The following is a 20,683-nucleotide window of genomic DNA, read 5'->3' on the forward strand; positions in this document are numbered from 1 at the left end:
GATGTCTCTCCGGCCCTGTGCTATTCTCGAATTCGAACCCCCTGATCAGAGGGGGAGCAACTGGGTAAGCGAAGCATGAGCGAAGACCGGCAAGGTCGTTCCGGGGACAGCAGCGGCAAGATTCTGTACTGCTCGTTCTGCGGCAAGAGTCAGCATGAGGTACGCAAGCTGATCGCGGGCCCGAGCGTGTTCATCTGTGATGAATGCGTGGAGCTGTGCAACGACATCATCCGTGAGGAGCTTGAGGAAAAGGCGCAGTCGGCACGCAGTTCGCTGCCCAAGCCGCGCGAGATCCTGGAGGTCCTGGACCAGTATGTGATTGGCCAAAATCGCGCCAAACGCACCCTGGCGGTTGCTGTTTACAACCATTACAAGCGTATCGAGAGCCGTCAGAAGAGCGACGACGTCGAACTTTCCAAGTCAAACATCCTGCTGGTCGGGCCGACGGGCTCGGGCAAGACGCTGCTGGCCGAGACGCTGGCGCGCCTGCTCAATGTGCCGTTCACCATGGCCGATGCCACCACGTTGACCGAAGCCGGTTACGTCGGTGAGGACGTTGAAAACATCATCCAGAAGCTGCTGCAGAAGTGCGACTACGACGTCGAAAAGGCACAGCAGGGCATCGTCTATATCGATGAAATCGACAAAATTTCGCGCAAGAGCGAGAACCCGTCGATCACCCGTGACGTGTCCGGCGAAGGTGTGCAGCAGGCACTGCTGAAGCTGATCGAAGGCACTGTCGCCAGCGTGCCGCCGCAAGGCGGTCGCAAGCATCCGCAGCAGGAATTCCTGCAGGTGGACACCAAGAACATCCTGTTCATCTGTGGCGGCGCGTTCGCTGGTTTGGACAAGGTGATTCAGCAGCGCTCTTCGGATAGCAGCAGCATCGGTTTCGGTGCCAAGGTGAAGAGTGCTGAGCGCAAGCAGGAAATCGGCAAGGTACTGGCTGAAGTTGAGCCGGAAGATCTGATCAAGTTCGGTCTGATTCCGGAGTTCGTCGGCCGTTTGCCGGTGGTGGCGACGCTGGAGGAGCTGGATGAGCCTGCGTTGATCCAGATCCTGACCGAGCCCAAGAACGCCATTACTAAACAGTTCAAGAAGCTGTTCGAGATGGAGGGCGTTGAGCTGGAATTCCGTCCGGACGCGTTGTCGGCCATTGCCAAGAAGGCGCTCAAGCGCAAGACCGGCGCCCGTGGCCTGCGCACCATCGTTGAATCGGTGTTGCTGGACACGATGTACGAACTGCCGTCTCAGGAAAATGTGAGCAAGGTGGTGGTGGACGAGTCGGTCATCGAGAACAAATCCGAGCCGTACATCATCTACGAAACACCGCCGGCACCGGCCAAGGCCGCTTCCGGCGACTGAGCCTGCAGCAGCCGGGCATGAATTGGGCTATTGCCTGTTCACGTTCAGCTTCCGGCGCCTCTTGCAACACCTCGCCGATGGCCCCATAACGGGGCCATCGGCTTTTTTATTTGGCCTTTCCTGATATCTGCGGAGCCCGCCCCCATGGCCCAGTCCCAACTCGAAGTTCTCGACCTGCCGGTCCTGCCACTACGCGACGTGGTGGTGTTCCCGCACATGGTCATCCCCTTGTTCGTGGGACGTGACAAGTCCATGCAGGCGCTGGAGCGCGCCATGGAAGCGGACAAGCGCATCCTGCTGGTGGCTCAGAAGTCCGCTGAGACCGACGACCCGACCGCGGACGATCTGTACACGGTAGGCACGCTGGCGCAGGTGCTGCAGTTGCTGAAGCTGCCCGATGGCACCATCAAGGTGCTGGTTGAAGGCCTGTCGCGTGTGAGCGTGGACAAGGTCTATGAGCAGGACGGCGCGCTGCAGGGCCACGGCACCGAAATCGAAGCCAAAGAGGCGCGTGAGTCACGCGAAATCGAGGCGATCGCTCGCTCGCTGATGTCGCTGTTCGAGCAGTACGTCAAAACCAATCGCAAGCTGCCGCCGGAGTTGCTGCAGACCTTGGCCGGCATTGAAGAGCCAGCGCGTCTGGCTGACACCATCTCCGCACATATCGGTGTGCGTCTGGCCGACAAGCAGAAGCTGCTGGAAACCCTGTTGGTCGGTGACCGACTGGAAATGCTGGTCGGCCTGGTCGATGGCGAAATCGACGTGCAGCAGCTGGAAAAGCGCATCCGCGGCCGCGTCAAATCGCAGATGGAGAAGAGCCAGCGCGAGTACTACCTCAACGAGCAGATGAAGGCCATCCAGAAAGAGCTGGGTGACCTGGACGACGCACCCGGTGAGTTGGACGAACTGGCACGCAAGATTGCTGAAGCCGGCATGCCCAAGGCAGTGGAAACCAAGGCCAAGTCTGAACTCAACAAGCTCAAGCAGATGTCGCCGATGTCCGCCGAAGCGGCCGTGGTGCGCAACTATCTGGATTGGCTGCTGGGCGTGCCATGGAAAAAGCGCACCAAGGTTCGCAAGGATCTGAAGGCCGCGCAGGACACGTTGGACGCCGACCATTACGGTTTGGACAAGGTCAAGGATCGAATCCTTGAATACCTCGCGGTGCAGTCGCGGGTGAAGCAGATGAAGGGCCCGATTCTGTGCCTGGTAGGGCCGCCGGGCGTAGGCAAGACCTCGCTCGGTCAGTCCATCGCCAAGGCCACCAACCGCAAATTCGTGCGGATGTCGCTGGGCGGTGTGCGCGACGAGGCTGAGATCCGTGGCCATCGCCGTACCTATGTCGGTTCGATGCCGGGCCGTATCGTGCAGAACCTCAACAAGGTCGGCAGCAAGAACCCGCTGTTCGTACTCGATGAAATCGACAAGATGTCGATGGATTTCCGCGGCGATCCGTCTTCGGCGCTGCTGGAAGTGCTCGATCCCGAGCAGAACAACGCATTCAATGATCACTACCTGGAAGTGGACCTGGACCTGAGCGAAGTGATGTTCGTTGCGACATCTAACTCGCTGAACATTCCTGGTCCGCTGCTGGACCGCATGGAAGTGATCCGCATTCCGGGTTACACCGAAGACGAGAAGCTCAACATCGCCACGCGTTACCTGGCGGCCAAGCAGCTCAAGGCCAACGGTTTGAAGGCTGAAGAACTGGTCATCGAGGAAGATGCCATCCGCGACATCGTGCGCTATTACACGCGCGAATCCGGTGTGCGTAACCTTGAGCGCGAAGTGGCCAAGATCTGCCGTAAGGTGGTCAAGGAACTTGCCCTGGCTGGCCCGCAGCCTGTGAAAAAGGCGGTCAAGAAGGGCGCCAAAAAGCCCAAGGCGCTGGTGGTGGTTGATGCCAAGAACCTGGACAAGTACCTGGGCGTGCGTCGCTTCGACTTTGGCCGTGCCGAGGACGAGAACGAAATCGGCCTGGTGACCGGCCTGGCCTGGACCGAAGTGGGTGGCGAACTGCTGCAGGTCGAATCGACGTTGATCCCGGGCAAGGGTGCGGTGACGTTGACCGGCCAGCTGGGCAACGTGATGAAGGAGTCGGCGACCGCTGCGTTGTCGGTGGTGCGTGCCCGCGCCGAAGCCTTGGGCATCGATGTGGACTTCCTGCAGAAGCACGACGTGCATTTGCATGTGCCCGATGGCGCTACGCCGAAGGACGGCCCGAGTGCGGGTATCGCGATGGTGACCTCGCTGGTTTCCACCTTGACCAAGGTGCCGGTGAAGGCGGAAGTGGCGATGACCGGTGAAATCACCCTGCGTGGTCGCGTCACGGCCATCGGCGGGTTGAAGGAGAAGTTGCTGGCCGCGCTGCGTGGCGGCATCCGCACCGTCATCATTCCCGACGAGAATCGTAAGGATCTGGTCGACATCCCTGCCAACGTTACTCGCGACTTGAAGATTGTGCCGGTGAAATGGATCGACGAAGTGCTGGACATCGCACTGGAGTCGCCGCTGGCACCGAAGAAAGCACGTAAGAGTGCGCAGCGTGTCACGGTGCGAGGCAAGGCCAAGGCAGCTCCTACTACGCGCGTCAAGCATTGAAGTGTGAACGCAAAATGCCTTGAAACCCGCGTCATTGCTGGCTTTTCAGCTTGCACGGGTAGGGGGGCGCTGGTATAAAAGTGCCACTCACGTGCCTACTGATTCATGGGTGACGTGTTTGCATGATCTTCCGGTCATCGTTGTCTTTCGCAAGACGTGCGGTGACCATCCAAACTATTCCGCGGATGTACCGCATAGGGAGTTTTACAGAATGAACAAGACCGAATTGATCGACGGCGTTGCCGGCGCTGCTGACCTGTCCAAGGCTGAAGCTGGCCGTGCGGTTGACGCAGTCATCGCCGAGATCACCAAGGCCCTGAAGAAGGGTGAGACGGTGACTCTGGTTGGCTTCGGTACGTTCCAGGTTCGCGAGCGCGCAGAGCGCACCGGTCGCAACCCGAAGACCGGCGAAGAGATCAAGATTGCTGCTGCAAAAAATCCTGCGTTCAAGGCTGGTAAAGCCCTTAAGGACGCTGTAAACTAAGCGGCTCACCGGGGGTGCTTAGCTCAGCGGTAGAGCGTCTCCCTTACACGGAGAGGGTCGGGGGTTCGAAACCCTCAGCACCCACCAAAGCATCACGAGTAAAAGCGTTAGAAGTGGAGCGGTAGTTCAGTTGGTTAGAATGCTGGCCTGTCACGCCGGAGGTCGCGGGTTCGAGTCCCGTCCGCTCCGCCACTTCATACACGCCCCTGAGCAATCGGGGGCGTTGTTTTCTCAAGCCCTTGGGTGAGAGAAAACAAACCAGGTTAAATGCGGAGCGGTAGTTCAGTTGGTTAGAATGCTGGCCTGTCACGCCGGAGGTCGCGGGTTCGAGTCCCGTCCGCTCCGCCATTTATCCAGCCATTCCTCGGAATGCGCATCATCGGTTCGCCGGTGGTGGACGAGTCAAAACTCGGAGCGGTAGTTCAGTTGGTTAGAATGCTGGCCTGTCACGCCGGAGGTCGCGGGTTCGAGTCCCGTCCGCTCCGCCAGTTGTCTCAAAAGCCCTCGGCGTAAGCCGGGGGCTTTTTCTTTGGGCCGTACCCGGCTGTGGCCCAGTTGGGACTCAGGCGGGAAGCGGGTTACACTGCCCGGCTCGCCAATAGGCCCTGATTTTTCCCATGCTGCAGAAACTTCGCGACAAGACCTCAGGCTGGATCGTTACGGTGATCATGGGCCTGCTGATGATTCCGTTCCTGTTCGTGATCGACAACAGCTACCTCGGTGGTGTCGGTGCGCAGAACGTGGCCAAGGTTTCGGCACCGCCGTCATGGTGGCGCTCGGCACCGTCATGGTGGCCAATGTCCTTCCTGTGGAACCATCACGAAGTAAGCGTTGATGAATTCCGCACGCGTTTTGAACAGGCGCGCATGGATGCCCGTGAACAGCAGGGCGAAAATTTCGATCCGCGCGAGTTTGAAAGCACCGAGAACAAGCGCGTCGTGCTGGACCAGCTGATCGATGAGCAGGTGGTCCGCCTGGCCGCCGAAGAGGCGCACATCGTGATTGGTGATGCCGCTGTGCGTGAGTACATCGCGGGTATTCCTGCCTTCCAGCGCGACGGCAAGTTCGACCCGGATCAATACAAGATGGCGCTGGCGCAGAGCATGCCGCCGCGCACCCCGGCGATGTTCGAGCAGTTGGTGCGTACCAGCCTGCAGCAGTCGATCATTCCGACCGCGCTGGCACAGTCGGGTTTTACCACCAAGGGTGAGGCTGAGCGTCTGTTGAAGCTGCTGGGTGAAACGCGTGATGTCGAATTCGCGCTGCTTCCGGTGGCCGAAGCCGATACCGCAGCGGTCAGCGATGCGGATATCAAGCAGTGGTATGACGCGCACCCGAAGGACTTCCTGCAGCGCGAAGCGGTGACGATTGAATACGTCGAACTCAATGCCGCGAGTATGCCTGCAGTTGCTGCGGCCAACGAGGCCACGCTACGCAGCCGTTATGAAGAAGAGAAAGCACGCTTTGTCAGCGCCGACGAGCGCTTGGCTTCGCACATCCTGATCTCTGCCGGCAGCGATGAAGCATCGCAGAAGGCAGCGGAGGCCAAGGCCAACAAGCTGGCTGCCGATGCCAAGCTGCCGGGTGCCGATTTCGCCGCGTTGGCCAAGGCCAATTCGGATGACGCCGGTTCCAAGGCGGGTGGCGGCGATCTGGGTTGGGTGCAGAAAGGCGTGATGGTCAAGCCGTTCGAGGACGCGTTGTTTGCGATGAAGGCTGGCGAGATCGTTGGCCCGGTCAAGACCGAGTTCGGCTACCACGTGCTGCAGCTGCGCGAGATCAAGGGCGGCGAAGGCCGTTCGTTCGAGGAAGTGCGTGACCAGCTGGCAGCAGAGCAGCTGCAGGCGGACACCGAGCGTGCTTTCAATGACCTGAGCGGCCGTCTGGTCGACCTGGTCTACAAGAACCCGACCGCGCTGGAGCCGGCTGCCAAGGAAGTGGGCTTGCCTGTGCAGACGCTGGGGCCGTTCACCCACGCAACCGCCAATGGCATCGCCACCAATCCGGCCGTGCTGAAGGCTGCTTTCTCCGAAACGTTGGTGGAAGACGGCACGGTGAGCGATCCGATCGAGATCGCGCCGAACCACAGTGTGATGATCCGCGTCACCTCGCATACGCCGGAGCAGGCTACGCCGCTGGCTCAGGCGCGCGAGCAGGTGATTGCTGCCGTGCGTGCCAACCGCGCCAAGGAAGCCCAGAACAAAGCGGCTGACGCGCTGCTGGCCAAGTTGAAGGAAGGCCAGACCCTGCAGGCGCTGGCGCCGGCAGAGAAGCTGCAGCTGTTGCCGGTCCCGGGCTTGCCGCGCGGTGCACCGATGCCGACCGCTGCCGCCAACCAGGCAGTGTTTGCCGCTGCGCCACCGGCTGCTGCCGACAAGCCCACCTATGGCAAGGTCGCGATGGAAGACGGGCGTTATGCGGTGTTCGCCGTAACCAAGGTGACGCCGGGCAATATCGCCGAAGTCCCAGAGCCGCAGCAGGCCATGCTCAAGCAGCAGCTCAGCCAGATTGACGGTGCCGCAGCAGCCAAGGCTTACGTTGACGGCATGCGCAAGCACTTCAAGGTGCAGGTGCAGGAATCCCAGCTCTGATCTTTGGGAGCTGATTAGAACGAAAAGCCCGGCCATTGGCCGGGTTTTTTGTTGAGTGAATATTCTGCCGGGAGCGGATACGGAGCAGGCTTCGCTGGAATTCCATCACCGCACCATCCTGCGGTAGGAGTGACCTCGACCGTGAAGCGGACGAGGTCTATGACTGCTGGTGCCGTTGGCAACTGCACGATGTGGGCGGTTTGAATTTGCGGTTCTGCGATTTACGCCACTCCTGTGCAGGCGCGGCGACCTGACGGGCCAGAAAACAGAAAGCCCGGCGCATGGCCGGGCTTTTAACGGTGCTTGCAGGCGGTAGCTATCAGCGCACGTCTTCAAACCTCAATACCATGCCTGGGCGGAGTATCGCGCTGGCTTCAAGATCATTGAATGACAGCAATGTCTTGACCGAGATGCCATAGCGACGGGCAATGGTCCAGGCCGATTCGCCGTTGCGGACGGTGTGGCGGCGGGCATTGTTGGTCGATGCAACGGTACGTGCCCGAGCAGGTGTTGCGATGGTCGGGCGCGACGCAGGAGATGCGTTGCTTTCGGCCAGGGTGACCAATGGTTCGGCTGCAGGCTCACTGCCGTCACCGATCAAGGCGGGTGCCAGCACGCGACTGCCGCCACGTGGGCTGGTCAGTGCGGGATTGAGGCGTGCGATGCGGGACGGATCCAGTGCGTTCTGTGCCGACCAGCTTGCCAGCGACGTGTTGGCCGGCAGCGTGTGGCCCTTGAGGATCGGCACCGGGCGGTTGAGCGACGCCATCAGATCTGGCTCTTTCTCTGCCTGTTCCAGGACGCAGGCCAGGGCGTGCAGCTTTTCCACATACGCATAGGTGATTGGGGATAGGCCAGGCAGCTCGGCTGCGCTCGCGTTCTGTGCGTTCATGCCGCCGCGACGCAGCGCCTGCAGGATGCGGTATTCGCCCGCGTTATAAGCCATTACCGCCAATTGCCAGTCGCCAGCGAACATGCCGTGCAGGGTCTTGAGATAACGCACGGCTGCGCGGGTGGAATCCACGGCCGAGAGGCGGCCGTCATAGCCCTTTTCCATCGGCACGCGGTGGTTGCGTGCGGTAGTGGCGATGAACTGCCACAACCCAGCGGGACCGCTGGCATTTCGTGCACCCGGGCGATAGCCGCTTTCGACGAACGGAATCAGCGCGAATTCGGTGGGCAGGTTGGCAGCGCGCAGCTCGTCGACCACATAGCCGAACAGCGGTAAGGCATCGTCTTCGACATTGCCCAAGCGGGAGGGGGCGTGCGCGAACTGTTTGCGCCAGCGGGCGCTGGTGGCGTCGGCATCGCACTGCGGCGCGGCCAGGCCGTCACGGAAGTTGGCGAAGATCTCGCGGCCATTGCGGGTGGTGGCGGGCGGCAGCGAGGCAGGATCGATCGGCAAGGCGCCGAGCGCTGCGACGTTCTGGGACAGGCCGGCGCTGGCAGGCAGCGCCTGGGCACTGGATGCGCTACTGACGCCGAGCAACATGCCCAGCGCCAGGCAGAGATTGGCCCGCCTCACGCGCGGAAACCGTCTTTCCATCGCCGCAATTCGGCGAAGACTTCCACCTCGTCGGCGGGCGCATGCCCAAGCCGCGTGGCGACCGCGTCGCGGATATGAGCATCAGCGGTACGCAGGAATGGGTTGCATTGCAGTTCACTGGCCAATACAGCGGGAACAGTGGGACGAGAACGGCTGCGCATGTCCTGAACTTCCTTCTGGCGGCGTTGCAATGCCGCGTTGGTGGGATCGACATGCCGCGCGAACACGGCATTGGCCAGCGTGTATTCGTGCCCGCAGCAGACCAATGTCTGTGGGGGCAGAGCGGCCATTCGCTTGAGCGAAGCCAGCATCTGGGCGGGCGTACCTTCAAACATGCGTCCACAGCCCAGGCTGAACAGCATGTCGCCACAGAACAAATGGTCGTGGCCAAGGTAGGCAATGTGGCTCCGGGTGTGGCCGGGAACCGCCATCACTGAAAAGTCGAAGCCGGAGGATTGTACCCGGTCGCCATCGGACACCCGTTCACAATCCAAAGCGATCCGTTCATCCACCGGTGCGAACACCCGCAGCCGTGGCCAGCGCTGACGCAGCTCGGCCACGCCGCCAATGTGGTCGTCATGGTGGTGGGTGAGTAGCACGGCGGCGGGCTGCATGCCTTGGGCAGCGGCTTCCAATACCGGCCCGGCTTGGCCCGGATCGACGAATATCGTGCGCTCATCGGGCGTTTGCAGCGCCCAGATGTAATTGTCCTGGAATGCAGGCAGGGCGGTCAGTCGCATAGAATTGGAAAATGCCTGCCGCCCCGTCCCCCCGTCAAGCGTCAGTCTCTCCATGGTTTGAGATGGTTGCTGCGCGGGCGATCCGAGATTGGGAGCACCAGTACTTGCTGGGGCGATTGCGCAGCGTGCCTGCCCAGCCTTGGCTTTGGCTGGCACCCAGCGCGGGATGGTCACCCGAGGCGCCACCGGCGGGGCGTGGCATACGCCTGCACCGGAGCGTGCAGGGAAGTGGCTGGCAGGGCGAGTTGCGTTGCGGGCTGGCACTGCCGCTGCCGGCCGAGGCGGTCAACGCCATCGTCATTCAACATGCCGCGCCCGCTGATCTGGACACGTTGCTGGCCGAGTGCGCGCGTGTGCTGATGCCGGGAGGGCGTTTGTGGATGACCGTGCTCAACCGCTACAGCCCGTACCGGGCGCATTGGCAGTGGCAGGGTGCACAGCCGGCTTCGGTGGCGCGTACCCGCGTGCTGATGAAGCGGCAGGGGCTGCGTTGCCAGTCCATTGGCCACCACGGGCCGTTATGGAGCCAGACAAGTACGGCGGTGGGGACGAGCTTGCCGGCATTGCGCGCGTTATGCGTGCTGGAAGCAGAAAAGAGAACCGAGGCGCTCATCGGGCCGATGAAAGCCAGCCAAGTGGGCTGGCGCCGGCCGATGGCGACCTGAATCAGCAAACGGAACAGCATGAAGTCAATTGAAGTACATACCGACGGCGCCTGCCTCGGCAATCCGGGGCCTGGCGGCTGGGCAGCGTTGCTGCGCTACAAAGGGCACGAGCGCGAGGTCACCGGCGGTGAAGAGCACACCACCAACAACCGCATGGAGCTGATGGCGGCCATCGCGGGCCTGGAAACGCTCAGTGAGCCGTGCGACATCGTGCTATCCACCGATTCGCAATATGTGCGTCAGGGCATCACCGAATGGATGCCGGGCTGGGTGCGACGTAACTGGAAGACGTCTGGCGGTGACCCGGTCAAGAATCGTGACCTGTGGGAGCGCCTGCATGCGGCGACCCTGCGTCATACGATCGACTGGCGCTGGGTGAAGGGCCATGCCGGCAATCCGGACAACGAGCGGGTGGACCAATTGGCCCGTGATGCAGCAATCCGCGCGCGCGAAGGCGCCGCAAGCAACTGAGGTAAGCCATGCGCCAGATCGTCCTTGATACCGAAACCACCGGGCTGGAGTGGAAGAAGGGCAACCGCGTGGTCGAAATCGGCTGCGTTGAACTGCTTGAACGTCGCCCCAGTGGCAACAATTTTCACCGCTATCTCAAGCCGGATTGCGAGTTTGAACCCGGCGCGCAGGAAGTCACCGGGCTGACCCTGGATTTCCTCGCCGACAAGCCGCGCTTTGAAGAAGTGGTCGAAGAATTCCTGGCCTATGTGGACGGCGCCGAGCTGATCATCCACAACGCCTCGTTTGACATGGGCTTCCTCGAAAACGAGATGTCGCTGCTGGGCAGGAGCCGCTTGGCCGAGCGGGTGACAGTGACCGACACCCTGGCGATGGCGCGCGAGCGTTTCCCAAGCCAGCGCAATTCACTGGATGCGTTGTGCCGGCGTCTGGGCGTGGACAACTCGCATCGGCAACTGCATGGCGGCCTGCTCGATGCGCAGATTCTGGCCGACGTCTATATCGCCTTGACCTCCGGGCAGGAGGAGATCGGCTTTGGTCAGCCAGAGTCGAACTCGACCCATGCCGCCGGTAATGCACAGGCGTTTGATGCGTCGGTGCTGTTGCCGCGGCCGCGTGTGGTGGTTACCGCATCGGAGCAGGAAGCGCATGAGGCCCGATTGGCCAAGCTGCGCAAGAAGAGCGGTCACGCTTGGTGGGACGGCGAGCGCGCACCGGAGCCGTCCGAGACGGCGTGAATGATGTTCGGTGCGCCGGTTGGCGTTGGGGCGGGCTTGGCCACGAAGCTCGTGACGGTGGGCGTGTCAGTGTTTTCGCGCCCAACGGCGCTCCTGCAATCAACGGCCATCTGCAGTGCCGTCAGTGGCAGCGGACCAGCACCACGGTGACGTTGTCGGAACCGCCGCCATCGAGCGCGGCCGCCACCAGTGCATCCACGCACTCCTGCGCGCTGCAGTCGGCATGGGCCAGCGCCTCGGAAAGACTGCTGTCGTCAACTTCTTCGGTCAGGCCGTCACTGCACAACAACAGCTGCATGCCCGGGCGTAGTTCGCCGGTCATTGTGGCCACGTTGAGGTGCGCGGGGTCGGTGACGCCTAGCGCCTGGGTGACGACATTGCGGTGCGGATGGGCGCGAGCCTGCTCGGCGGTGAGGCTGCCTTGTGCGATCAGTTCCTGCACGTAGCTGTGGTCCTGGCTGAGCTGGGCCAGCTTGCCATCGCGCCACAGGTAAGCGCGACTATCGCCAACCCATGCCACTTCAAAACGGTTGCCCTGGACGCGTGCGGCGACCACGGTGGTGCCCATTGGCAGGCTGTCGTTACGCCGGCGCGAGGTGCGGATGATTTCTTCGTCGGCGATGCGGATAGCCTGCACCAGTGCGGTGCCGTTGCGGATCTCGCGGACGATGGTTTCCCGCGCCAATGCGCTAGCAACTTCGCCGCAGGCATGTCCGCCCATGCCGTCTGCAACCAACCACAAGCCCAACTCACCGTCACCGTAGTAGGTGTCTTCATTGAGCTGGCGACGCAGGCCGACGTGGCTGAGGTGTCCGAATTCGATCATGAATGCCCAGATGGGCCAGGGTTCGGCGGGATGGCAATGCATCATCGCGTTCATGGACGTGCACGGCAAGCGCTGCTCGGGCCGCACCTGCTTCTGGAAAGGATGCACGTCAGGGCGCCGGGGAGCGTGACGGTGAAAAAGCCCTTGTCGGCATTGCCAATGCCCCTTATCATTCGCACCCCGGTTCGCCGGGACCATCTGGAGAGGTGGCAGAGCGGTTGAATGTACCTGACTCGAAATCAGGCAGGCGTTTATAGCGCCTCGGGGGTTCGAATCCCCCCCTCTCCGCCAGATTATGAAAAAGGCCGCCTTCGGGCGGCCTTTTTCATTCTGCCGTTCCAGGTGCCGATTGCCGCTTTGGCGTTGCTGCGCGGCTTTCGTTCAGGCGCTTTGCGTCGTCCCCAGCGGCTAAACTGTGCGCCACGTTACTCAGGTGCGCCCCATGTCCGAAATTCTTGTCCCCGTTTCCTTTGGCGAGCTGCTCGACAAGATCTCGATCCTGCAGATCAAATCCGAGCGCATGAGCGATGCGGCCAAGCTGGCCAACGTGCGCAACGAGCTGTCGGCGCTGGATCGCACCTGGGCTGCGCACCCGGCCGCGTTGCAGGACATCAGCACGCTGCGTGATGACCTCAAGGCGGTCAACGAGCGGTTGTGGGACATCGAGGATGACATCCGTCTGAAGGAGAAGGCGCAGGCCTTCGACGACGCTTTTGTGCAGCTGGCGCGCAGCGTCTACATCCAGAATGATGAGCGCGCGCGCATCAAGAAGGCTATCAACCTGGCGCTGGGTTCCAGCTACGTGGAAGAGAAGTCCTATCAGGACTACCGCGCCGGCTGAGTCTGAGCATGCTGGCTACGCTGCAGAAAGGCCACCCGTTGGGTGGCCTTTTGCATTGAGCTGGATGTGACTCAGCGCGGGTGATCGGCGCGATAGCGCTCGAACGCAGCGATGCCGTCGTCCACCGTGATCAACGACATCACATCGTCGAACTCGATCTTGGTACCCCATTTCAGCTGGCTGGCTGGTTTGTTTAGATAGCGGCGTGCGGCGGCGTCGTAGCGGTCCACGCAGTAGCGGCGATCCGAATACGGGCCGCTGCGCTCCGGGTTGCTGGCCGCATGCAGGCCCAGCACCTTGGTGCCCACCGCGTTGGCGATATGCATCGGCCCGGAATCGGGAGTGACCAGCAAGGCGGCGCGGGCCAGCAACGCCGGCAACTGCTTGAGCGTGTCCTTGCCGACCAAGTCGAGCACCGGGTGCTGCATCGCGGCGATGATGGCGTCGCTGGTATTGCGCTCCAGCTCGCTGCGGCCACCACACAGCACCACCTGCCAGCCTTGCGCGGCGGCGTGGTCCGCCAATGCCGCATAGCGGTCGGCATACCAGTTGCGGCGTTGGTGACTGGAGCAGGGCGAGATCATCAACACGGGCCGACCGTCATCCTGCCATTGCGCAGCGGCCCAGTCGTGGGCTTCCGGCGGCGTGGCGAGGTTCCAGCGGACCTCGGTCTGTGTCATGCCCAGCGGCTCGCAGAAGCTGCCGATGGCATCAAGCACATGGATGCCGGGCCGGTCCGGGATGCGTTCATTGATGAAGAGGCCATGCAGATCCTTCGAGCGCGCCTTGTCGTAGCCAATGCGGCGGTGAGCCGGGATGAAGGCCGACAGCACATTGGCGCGGAAGGCCACCTGCATCTGCAGCAGTGCCTCAAACGGGGCAGAGGGCAATTCGCCGCGCAGCGCGCGCATGCCGGCCAACCCGGTCTTCTTGTCGTAGATATGGAAGGTGACGCAGGGCAGGCCGTCGAGCAGTTTGTGACCGGCCTTGTCGATCACCCAATGCAGCTCAAGCCCCGGCCGAGCGTGCTGCAGGGTGTGAACCAACGGTACGACGTGGGTCACATCCCCCAGCGCCGAGAGGCGCAGAAGGCACAGCGGGGAGGACGATGCAGGCATGTGTTGTTAGACTCGCTGAGAATGGTCGCATTCGACGCCAATGAAGCTCTGACACCGTGCCGCGAAGGTCGTGGATACGGTGCCATTCTGTTCGACCGCCAGCGCTTGCGGCAAGCCGACCCGGGTCTGTTCTCGCCCGCGCAGTGGGAAGGCAAGGCGCGCCCGGTGGGTGAGGGTGGCCGTGGTGGTGCCTGGTTCGTCGACGCGCCGTTTGGCCAATGTGTGCTGCGGCAGTATCTGCGCGGCGGCGTTGCGGCCAAGCTCAGTCGCGACCGCTACCTATGGCGTGGCCCTGATCGCGCGCGCAGCTTTGCCGAGTTCCGCCTCATGCGCAAACTCATCGAGCATAAGTTGCCGGTGCCGCGTCCGTTGGCAGCGTTCTACATGCGTGATGGCATGACGTACCGCGCTGCGATCCTGATGGAGCGCCTGGAGAACGTACGTTCGCTGGCCGATCGTGCGCTGGTGACGGGCCGAGGTGCGCCGTGGGAAGAAACCGGCCGGTTGATCGCCCGCTTCCATCGCGCCGGGCTGGATCACGCCGACCTCAATGCACACAACATCCTGTTTGACGCCACCGGCCATGGCTGGTTGATCGACTTCGATCGCGGCGTGATGCGCATTCCTGCCACCCGCTGGCGTGAGAGCAACCTCAAGCGCTTATTGCGCTCGCTGCTCAAGTTGCGTGGTGAACGCAGCCGCGAGGATGTGGAGAAAGATTTCGCACGGTTGCGCCGTGCCTACGACTTGGCTTGGAACCGGGGCACGTAATGAATTGGGCGTTGCGTTTTCTGGGCGTCGGCAATGCTTCGGCGGTCGAGTTGGGGTCGCCGATGTCGGTGATCGAGCGCGATGGCCGGCCGTGGTTGACGATCGACTGCGGCGGCGAAGGGTTGACTGCCTATAGCGCCCATTACGATGCGATGCCCGATGCGTTGTTCATCACGCATGTTCACCTGGATCACGTGGCCGGCTTCGAACGTTTGTTCGTTGATGCTTATTTCAACCGGCAGCGGCGCGGCAAGGTGCGGCTGTATGTGCCAGCGCCGGTGGTACCGCTGCTGCACCGCCGTGTTGCCGATTACCCGAACGTGCTGGCCGAAGGTGGCGCCAACTTCTGGGATGCCTTCCAGTTGATCGTCGTGGGCGATGCGTTCTGGCACGAGGGCGTACGCCTGGAAGTATTCCCGGTGCGCCACCACTGGCCCGAGACCGCCTATGGGTTGCGTCTGCAGGGCGCGCTGGTCTGGAGCGGCGATACCCGGCCCATCCCGGAAATGCTGGCGCTCCATGCCAATGACAACGAACTGATCGCCCACGATTGCGGCCTGCACGGCAATCCGTCGCATACCGGTGTGGATGACCTGGAACGTGAGTACGACGCCGCTACGCAAGCGCGGATGATGCTCTACCACTACGCCAGTGCTGCCGATGGCGAAGCGTTGCGCGCACGCGGCCATCGCGTGGCGATGCCAGGTGAATGCGTGGCATTGGCTGCCCCCACCGCCGCTCAGGTGGCGCTGGAAGATCTGCCCTGATGGCGTCTGGCCCGCCAACATCCGCAGCATTGGCCGCGGAGTTGGTGGCACTGGAGCGCATGCTGCATGCACCTTCGGTTCGCGGCGATGTGCAGCGCTTGGCGAACTTGCTGGATGAGGCATTCAGTGAAATTGGCTGTTCCGGGCGTTGCTACTCACGTGCGCAAATGTTGCGGCATCTGCCGGAGGATGCGACGGACGTCAATATTGAAGCTGAGTGTTTTGTAGTGACGTTGTTGGCGGCAGGCCTGGCGTAGGTGCGCTATCGCAGTCGTTACAGGGATGCGGGGCAGGCCGGCGACTGGGCTGAACGCAGTTCGCTGTGGCGGCAACAGGCAACGGGGTGGCGCATGCTGTTTCATCAGGCAACGCCTGCGCCGTAGCAGGGCGCATCGCCGAAAAGGCGGTGGCCCCGCCGGCTGACCTCGGCGCCCGCGTCGATCGATACCGTTGCTGCCTTCCGGCCCTGGCGGGATTTTCGACCTAGCGTCGCGAGGGGCCGACGGGGCCACCATAGAGACGGTTTGGCCGCGCAATGCGCGGCCATTCGCAATCTGGGGAATCTAGGGGCGATGGGGTCATCAGCCGCCGTGGATCACAGACCGGACACAAACTGGAGCAGATCCTGTCGTGTGCGGCGATTGTAGCGTATGCGCGCGCCGTACGACCAGATCCGTGGCTTGAACTGTATGTAACCCGGCAACGGCCGCGGCAGGCCATTGGCGGCTCTATTGGCTAGAATGCCGGCCCATCGGAGGACGACCTCCCCCAGCACGGGAACGTATCCAGGACGGCCTGGCCCCCTCAAGGAGGCTTTCATGGCTTGGATTTATCTTTTGGTTGCGGGTTTGCTGGAAATCGTCTGGGCATTGGCGATGAAGCAGTCCCACGGTTTCACTCGGCTGGTTCCCAGCATCGTCACCATCGTCGGCATGATCGCCAGTTTCTGGCTGCTGGCCTTGGCCATGCGCACCCTGCCGCTGGGCACCGCGTACACCATCTGGACCGGCATCGGCGCGGTGGGCGCGTTCCTGATCGGCATCTTCTTTCTGGGCGAGCATGTCAGCGCGATGCGTATCGGCGCTGCGGTGCTGATCGTTAGTGGGCTGGTGCTGATGAAGCTGTCGAGCAGCTGAGTGCGGCGCGGTTGTCGTCCACTGACAACCACATTTCCACCGCATCCAGACCCGGGCCGTGTCCATTGGGCACGACCCGGGCCACGGCAAACCCCAGGCCTTCGTAAAAGGCCCGGGTGTGCTGGCTGGTGCTCAGCGTGATGCGTTGGATGCCGGGATGTTGAAAGGCCAGTTGCAGGCGGGCGTTGGCAAGTTGCCGGCCCAGTCCCTGGCGATGATGACTGCGCAGCACCATTCCCCAACAAAATCCGGCCACGCCAGAGTCATCGATGGAAAGACCGCCGCAGGCCAGTATCTGTCCGTGCGCTTCGATGACCAGGTACGCGCATTGCATGGCTTGGTCGCCGAGGAACCGCTGGAAGTCCGCGCGCTCACTGTTCGCAAAGTAAGCCGGCACATTGCTGTCGAACACCGACAAGCAGCCAGCAGCATTCGCGGGGCGATAAGGGCGTGGCGTCATGCGCGTGAATGTAGCGCATGACGCGGGACGCACTGAAATGCGGTGTTATCGCGACATGGAATACGGCAGCTTCGCCGCATCCGTCGCCCATTCCCGGTTGGGTTGGGCCTGCATGGTGAACTGCAGTTCGCCGCCGGCAAGAATTTCTTCGTGCGTCAGGTAGGCGCGGTCCAGCGGCTTGCCGTTGAGGGTGACGCTGCCCACATAGGCATGCGTGTCATCCAGCCCGTTCGCGACGATGCTGAAGCGCTTGCCGTTGGGCAAGTTCAGCGTGGCACGCGGTAGGAATGGGCGGCCGATGATGTATTGGTTGCTGCCCGGTGTGACCGGGTAGAAGCCCAGTGCGGTGAATACATACCAGGCTGACATCTGCCCGAGGTCATCGTTGCCCGCCAAGCCGTCGATGCGCGCGGCGTACTGCGTGTCCATGATCTGCTTCAGCCGTGCCTGCGTGCGCCACGGTTGCCCGGCGTGTGCGTACAGATAGGCGACGTGATGGCTGGGTTCGTTGCCGTGCGCGTACCAACCGATCAGGCCGGTGATGTCTTCCATGTGCGCGAAGATCGACGGATCCACGTTGGCCTCGAACACCGCATCCAGCCGCGCCATCAGCTTGTCGTTGCCACCGTGCGCTGCGGCAAGACCGGCAACATCCTGCGGCACGTACCACGAGTACTGCCACGCATTGCCTTCGGTGTAGTCACTGCCGTAGCCGCTGGCGCTGGGGTCAAAAGGTTCGCGGAAACTGCCATCGCGCTTGCGTGCACGCATGAAGCCGGTGGCCGGGTCGAACGCATGTTTCCAGTTGCCCGCGCGTTTGGTGAATTCGGTGGCGATGTCGGTTTTGCCCATCGCCTGTGCCACCTGCGCGATGGTCCAGTCGTCATAGGCGTATTCGAGCGTCTTGCTCGCCGCTTCGCCTTCTTCGTCAATGGGTACATAACCCAGCTCGCGATACTGAGCGATGCCGTCATAGGGGCCGTAGTTGGCGCTGGCCACCATCGCCTGCAGGGCCTCGTCGGTGTCGTAACCGCGAATGCCCTTCATGTAGGCATCGGCGATTACCGGCACGGCGTGGTAGCCAATCATGCACCACGTTTCCAGGCCATGAAACGACCACACCGGCAGCACGCCATGCGCGCTTTCGCGACGTGATGCGAGCAGTGAATTGACGAAATCGTTGGTGCGTTGCGGCGGCTGCACCAGCGTCGCCAACGGATGCAGGGCGCGGTAGGTGTCCCACAGCGAGAAGGTGGAATAGTTGGTCCAACCCTTTGCTTGATGCACGGCGTTGTCCGGGCCGCGATAACGGCCATCGCTGTCCATGAACAAGGTCGGCCCCAGTAGCGTGTGATACAGCGCGGTGTAGAAACTGGTGCGTTGCGCCTCGTTGCCTTGAGCATCTACTGCGCCCAGCGCCTCACTCCACTGCTGTTTCGCGGCGCTGCGCATGCCATCGAAATCCCAGTCGGGTGCTTCCGCATCCAGGTTGGCGATGGCGTTGTCTTCGCTCACCGGCGAAATGGCGACTTTCACCAGCAGCGGCTTGCCGGCAACCGGCACCACGTCGAACGCGGCGACGAGCTGACGGCCTTCGATCTGCGCGCGCTGTTCCGGGTTCTTCTCGCCGGGTGGCGGGAAGCCTTTATAAGTGATGTCCTGCTCGGTGTTGTGCAGCTGATGGCCGCTGAGCGGCTGCGAAAAGCGCATGGCGAAATACAGCTGGCGGCCGGGCGCCCAGCCGCGCGTTTCGCGGAAACCAGTGACTGTGCCATCGGCGCGCACCCGCACGCGCGACCACAGAATTTTCCCCGGGTAGTCATACATGCTGGTGCGCAGGTCCAGCACCACATGCGCGGGCTTTCCAGCGGGGAACGTATAGCGGTGCATGCCAACACGCGCACTCGCGGTGAGTTCCGCGCGCACGTTGTAGTCATCCAGCGTGACGGCGTAATAGCTCGGCTGTGCGGTCTCGCTGGCGTGGCTGAAGCGAGAGGTGTAACCGCTCAATGGCTGGTCTGGATTGCCGCGCTCCAGCTTCAGTTCACCGGTGGTCGGCATCAGCAGCAGATCGCCCAGGTCCGAATGACCGGTGCCAGAGAAATGCGTATGCGAGAAACCCACGATGGTGCTGTCGTCATGCCGATAGCCCGCCGCCCAGCCATAGCCCTCTTTGCGTGATTGGATGCGGGTATCAGGCGACAGCTGGACCATGCCGTAAGGAACGGTAGCGCCGGGATACGTGTGGCCTTCTCCACCCGTGCCGATAAAGGGATTAACGGTGGAGTAGGCGGCTTCCTTGGCGGCGGGCGAGGCCGCCATCGCTGAAGGCGGCGCCAGGGTAGAGGTTGCTACGGTTGCTGCCAGTACCAACAGGGTCGCGCCAAGTTGCTTCATCCCGCACCTTTTAGATCGGTCTAATGCGGGAAAGCTAGCACGGAGAAACGGGTGAGGTCTGAGGCGGCGAGCCAGTTCTGGCGGAATCGAATCAGCGCAGACGCTTCAGTGTCGGCAGCCGCGCGCGCAGGCCGGTCAGTTGGAGGGAACCAACAGCATTTCAAGTGCAGGAGCTGATCAAGCGCATGGATGCCGCGACAGCAATTACTTCTTCTTTGAGGCCAAGGCGGCTTTCCGTGGTGTTTCGAGGCTCGCCTTTTTCTGGGCATGCTGCGCAGCTGCTTCATCGATATGAAGGGTCATCAGCGATTGCATCAGCTGGTCATCCGAGCTGGAGCACACCCCCAGCAGTAGAACCTCTTCGCAACCTTCTGCGGCGATGTAGGCATGTCCCATGTTGGAATCGATGTACACCGCTTGGCCGGCTTCCAGGATGATCGGGTCATAGAACTCGGTATGGATTTCCGCGCGGCCTTCGAGGACGTGGATGTATTCCTCGCCTGAGTGGTGGACCAGTTCGCCGAATTCCGCGATGGTTTTGGCGCGCACACGCGTAAGCACTGGAATCATGCGCTTGTGGCGCAACTCGTGACACAGATAGAAATAGTCGTAGTTGGGCGTATTGACGCGGATCGCGTCTTCAATGCGGCCGATGCTGCGTCGCGCAGTTACCGGGGGCTCGGATGTAGTGTCCTGCTCGGCAAACAGTTCTGACATGCGTATCTGCAGCCGCTGACTGAGCTGCAGCAGCTTGTCATAGGTGAGCGTCAGCCGGTCATGTTCCACCTTGGACAGCGTGGACAGCGGAATGCCTGAGTGTTCGCTCATCTGCTTGAGCGTCCAGCCCTTGCGGGCACGGAGCGAGCGCAGCAGTTCGCCGATGGTGGGTGGGGGCGATTTCATACCTGATTACTTTCCCAGTTAAATACGTGCATCAGCCGATGATGGTCCTGATCAGGATCACTATCATCGCCTTAGCAGGGCCTTAGGGAAATAGACGTTGTTGTGACGGGGGGAGTGAATTTTGGCATGTTGACAATTCTCTAATCAGGATCAGTATGGCGTCATTGGGATTGCGTTCACTCTTTCTGCTTGGGTTCGCCTGCAGCCGGTGCCGCCTTCCGCCTCAGAAGATCATGCGATGCGCCTTATTTCGTTTTCGTTATC

Annotated in this window: 19 protein-coding genes, 5 tRNA genes and 1 other RNA gene; 17 read left to right on the forward strand and 8 right to left on the reverse strand. The window is 61.9% G+C overall.

Annotation, left to right across the window (positions count from 1 at the left end):
* Positions 1-75 precede the first annotated feature (75 nt).
* From clpX to PAN08_RS04630, 8 genes are all read left to right on the forward strand, one after another.
* The gene (gene clpX, locus PAN08_RS04595; protein ID WP_269790324.1) at positions 76-1,365 is read left to right on the forward strand and encodes an ATP-dependent Clp protease ATP-binding subunit ClpX; all 1,290 of its coding nucleotides are present in this window, start codon (positions 76-78) and stop codon (positions 1,363-1,365) included.
* A gap of 144 nt (positions 1,366-1,509) precedes the next feature.
* On the forward strand, positions 1,510-3,966 hold the full coding sequence (gene lon, locus PAN08_RS04600; protein ID WP_269790325.1) for an endopeptidase La: 2,457 nt from the start codon (positions 1,510-1,512) through the stop codon (positions 3,964-3,966).
* A 211-nt stretch (positions 3,967-4,177) separates the two neighbouring features.
* Positions 4,178-4,450, forward strand: a complete 273-nt coding sequence (locus tag PAN08_RS04605; RefSeq protein WP_057633166.1) for an HU family DNA-binding protein — start codon at positions 4,178-4,180, stop codon at positions 4,448-4,450.
* A gap of 12 nt (positions 4,451-4,462) precedes the next feature.
* Positions 4,463-4,537 (forward strand) — tRNA-Val (locus PAN08_RS04610).
* 28 nt (positions 4,538-4,565) lie between these two features.
* Positions 4,566-4,642 (forward strand) — tRNA-Asp (locus tag PAN08_RS04615).
* Between the two features lie 79 nt (positions 4,643-4,721).
* Positions 4,722-4,798 (forward strand) — tRNA-Asp (locus PAN08_RS04620).
* Between the two features lie 63 nt (positions 4,799-4,861).
* A tRNA-Asp gene (locus tag PAN08_RS04625) sits at positions 4,862-4,938 on the forward strand.
* Positions 4,939-5,067: 129 nt separating this feature from the next.
* Positions 5,068-7,041: a peptidyl-prolyl cis-trans isomerase gene (locus PAN08_RS04630; RefSeq protein ID WP_269790326.1), complete on the forward strand. Its 1,974-nt coding sequence runs from the start codon at positions 5,068-5,070 to the stop codon at positions 7,039-7,041.
* A 319-nt stretch (positions 7,042-7,360) separates the two neighbouring features.
* Here PAN08_RS04630 and PAN08_RS04635 read toward each other — a convergent pair whose 3' ends face one another.
* Positions 7,361-8,533 (reverse strand): lytic transglycosylase domain-containing protein, encoded by a 1,173-nt coding sequence (locus PAN08_RS04635; protein WP_269791168.1) that lies wholly within the window; start codon positions 8,531-8,533, stop codon positions 7,361-7,363.
* Positions 8,534-8,562: 29 nt separating this feature from the next.
* Entirely contained in the window at positions 8,563-9,327 is a 765-nt protein-coding gene (gene gloB, locus PAN08_RS04640) for a hydroxyacylglutathione hydrolase (RefSeq protein WP_269790327.1), read from the reverse strand.
* A 104-nt stretch (positions 9,328-9,431) separates the two neighbouring features.
* Here gloB and PAN08_RS04645 point away from each other — a divergent pair, with 104 nt between their 5' ends.
* The 3 genes from PAN08_RS04645 to dnaQ are packed head-to-tail and all read left to right on the forward strand — an operon-like array spanning position 9,432 to position 11,200.
* Positions 9,432-9,992 carry a class I SAM-dependent methyltransferase gene (locus tag PAN08_RS04645; protein WP_269790328.1) on the forward strand — a complete coding sequence of 187 codons (561 nt, stop codon included), beginning with the start codon at positions 9,432-9,434 and terminating at the stop codon, positions 9,990-9,992.
* A gap of 18 nt (positions 9,993-10,010) precedes the next feature.
* Positions 10,011-10,463, forward strand: coding sequence for a ribonuclease HI (gene rnhA, locus PAN08_RS04650; protein ID WP_269790329.1), 453 nt, complete (start codon positions 10,011-10,013; stop codon positions 10,461-10,463).
* Positions 10,464-10,471: 8 nt separating this feature from the next.
* Positions 10,472-11,200, forward strand: coding sequence for a DNA polymerase III subunit epsilon (gene dnaQ / locus PAN08_RS04655; RefSeq protein WP_269790330.1), 729 nt, complete (start codon positions 10,472-10,474; stop codon positions 11,198-11,200).
* A gap of 121 nt (positions 11,201-11,321) precedes the next feature.
* On the opposite strand, the gene PAN08_RS04660 is transcribed toward dnaQ, so the two are convergent.
* Positions 11,322-12,026, reverse strand: a complete 705-nt coding sequence (locus tag PAN08_RS04660; protein WP_269790331.1) for a PP2C family serine/threonine-protein phosphatase — start codon at positions 12,024-12,026, stop codon at positions 11,322-11,324.
* A gap of 200 nt (positions 12,027-12,226) precedes the next feature.
* On the opposite strand from PAN08_RS04660, the gene PAN08_RS04665 reads away from it, so the two are divergent.
* Together PAN08_RS04665 and PAN08_RS04670 are read left to right on the forward strand one after the other, a co-directional pair.
* A tRNA-Ser gene (locus PAN08_RS04665) sits at positions 12,227-12,317 on the forward strand.
* Between the two features lie 151 nt (positions 12,318-12,468).
* On the forward strand, positions 12,469-12,867 hold the full coding sequence (locus tag PAN08_RS04670) for a DUF6165 family protein (RefSeq protein ID WP_269790332.1): 399 nt from the start codon (positions 12,469-12,471) through the stop codon (positions 12,865-12,867).
* A 71-nt stretch (positions 12,868-12,938) separates the two neighbouring features.
* On the opposite strand, the gene PAN08_RS04675 is transcribed toward PAN08_RS04670, so the two are convergent.
* The gene (locus PAN08_RS04675) at positions 12,939-13,985 is read right to left on the reverse strand and encodes a glycosyltransferase family 9 protein (RefSeq protein WP_269790333.1); all 1,047 of its coding nucleotides are present in this window, start codon (positions 13,983-13,985) and stop codon (positions 12,939-12,941) included.
* Positions 13,986-14,006: 21 nt separating this feature from the next.
* Between PAN08_RS04675 and PAN08_RS04680 the strand changes: the two genes are divergently transcribed.
* Genes PAN08_RS04680 through PAN08_RS04690 form a run of 3 tightly spaced genes read left to right on the forward strand, consistent with a single transcriptional unit; the run spans position 14,007 to position 15,780 of the window.
* Positions 14,007-14,756: a 3-deoxy-D-manno-octulosonic acid kinase gene (locus PAN08_RS04680; protein ID WP_269790334.1), complete on the forward strand. Its 750-nt coding sequence runs from the start codon at positions 14,007-14,009 to the stop codon at positions 14,754-14,756.
* Positions 14,756-15,523 (forward strand): MBL fold metallo-hydrolase, encoded by a 768-nt coding sequence (locus PAN08_RS04685; protein ID WP_269790335.1) that lies wholly within the window; start codon positions 14,756-14,758, stop codon positions 15,521-15,523. Before PAN08_RS04680 ends, PAN08_RS04685 begins: the two co-directional genes overlap by 1 nt.
* Entirely contained in the window at positions 15,523-15,780 is a 258-nt protein-coding gene (locus PAN08_RS04690) for a DUF4440 domain-containing protein (protein WP_332840088.1), read from the forward strand. The genes PAN08_RS04685 and PAN08_RS04690 overlap by 1 nt, the downstream gene beginning before the upstream one ends.
* 152 nt (positions 15,781-15,932) lie before the next feature.
* Here PAN08_RS04690 and ffs read toward each other — a convergent pair.
* Positions 15,933-16,029, reverse strand: an RNA gene (ffs, locus tag PAN08_RS04695) — signal recognition particle sRNA small type.
* A gap of 312 nt (positions 16,030-16,341) precedes the next feature.
* On the opposite strand from ffs, the gene sugE reads away from it, so the two are divergent.
* Positions 16,342-16,659: a quaternary ammonium compound efflux SMR transporter SugE gene (sugE, locus tag PAN08_RS04700; RefSeq protein WP_269790336.1), complete on the forward strand. Its 318-nt coding sequence runs from the start codon at positions 16,342-16,344 to the stop codon at positions 16,657-16,659.
* Here the strand turns inward: sugE and PAN08_RS04705 are convergent.
* The 3 genes from PAN08_RS04705 to PAN08_RS04715 all read right to left on the reverse strand — a co-directional run bounded on the left by PAN08_RS04705 (position 16,622) and on the right by PAN08_RS04715 (position 20,419).
* Positions 16,622-17,119, reverse strand: coding sequence for a GNAT family N-acetyltransferase (locus tag PAN08_RS04705; RefSeq protein ID WP_269790337.1), 498 nt, complete (start codon positions 17,117-17,119; stop codon positions 16,622-16,624). The genes sugE and PAN08_RS04705 overlap by 38 nt on opposite strands.
* A 45-nt stretch (positions 17,120-17,164) precedes the next feature.
* The gene (locus PAN08_RS04710) at positions 17,165-19,516 is read right to left on the reverse strand and encodes a GH92 family glycosyl hydrolase (RefSeq protein ID WP_269790338.1); all 2,352 of its coding nucleotides are present in this window, start codon (positions 19,514-19,516) and stop codon (positions 17,165-17,167) included.
* A 204-nt stretch (positions 19,517-19,720) separates the two neighbouring features.
* Positions 19,721-20,419, reverse strand: a complete 699-nt coding sequence (locus PAN08_RS04715; RefSeq protein WP_269790339.1) for an XRE family transcriptional regulator — start codon at positions 20,417-20,419, stop codon at positions 19,721-19,723.
* Positions 20,420-20,683 lie beyond the last annotated feature (264 nt).

The sequence above is a fragment of the Stenotrophomonas sp. Iso1 genome, assembly GCF_027497995.1.
In the GTDB taxonomy this organism is placed as follows: Bacteria; Pseudomonadota; Gammaproteobacteria; order Xanthomonadales; family Xanthomonadaceae; genus Stenotrophomonas.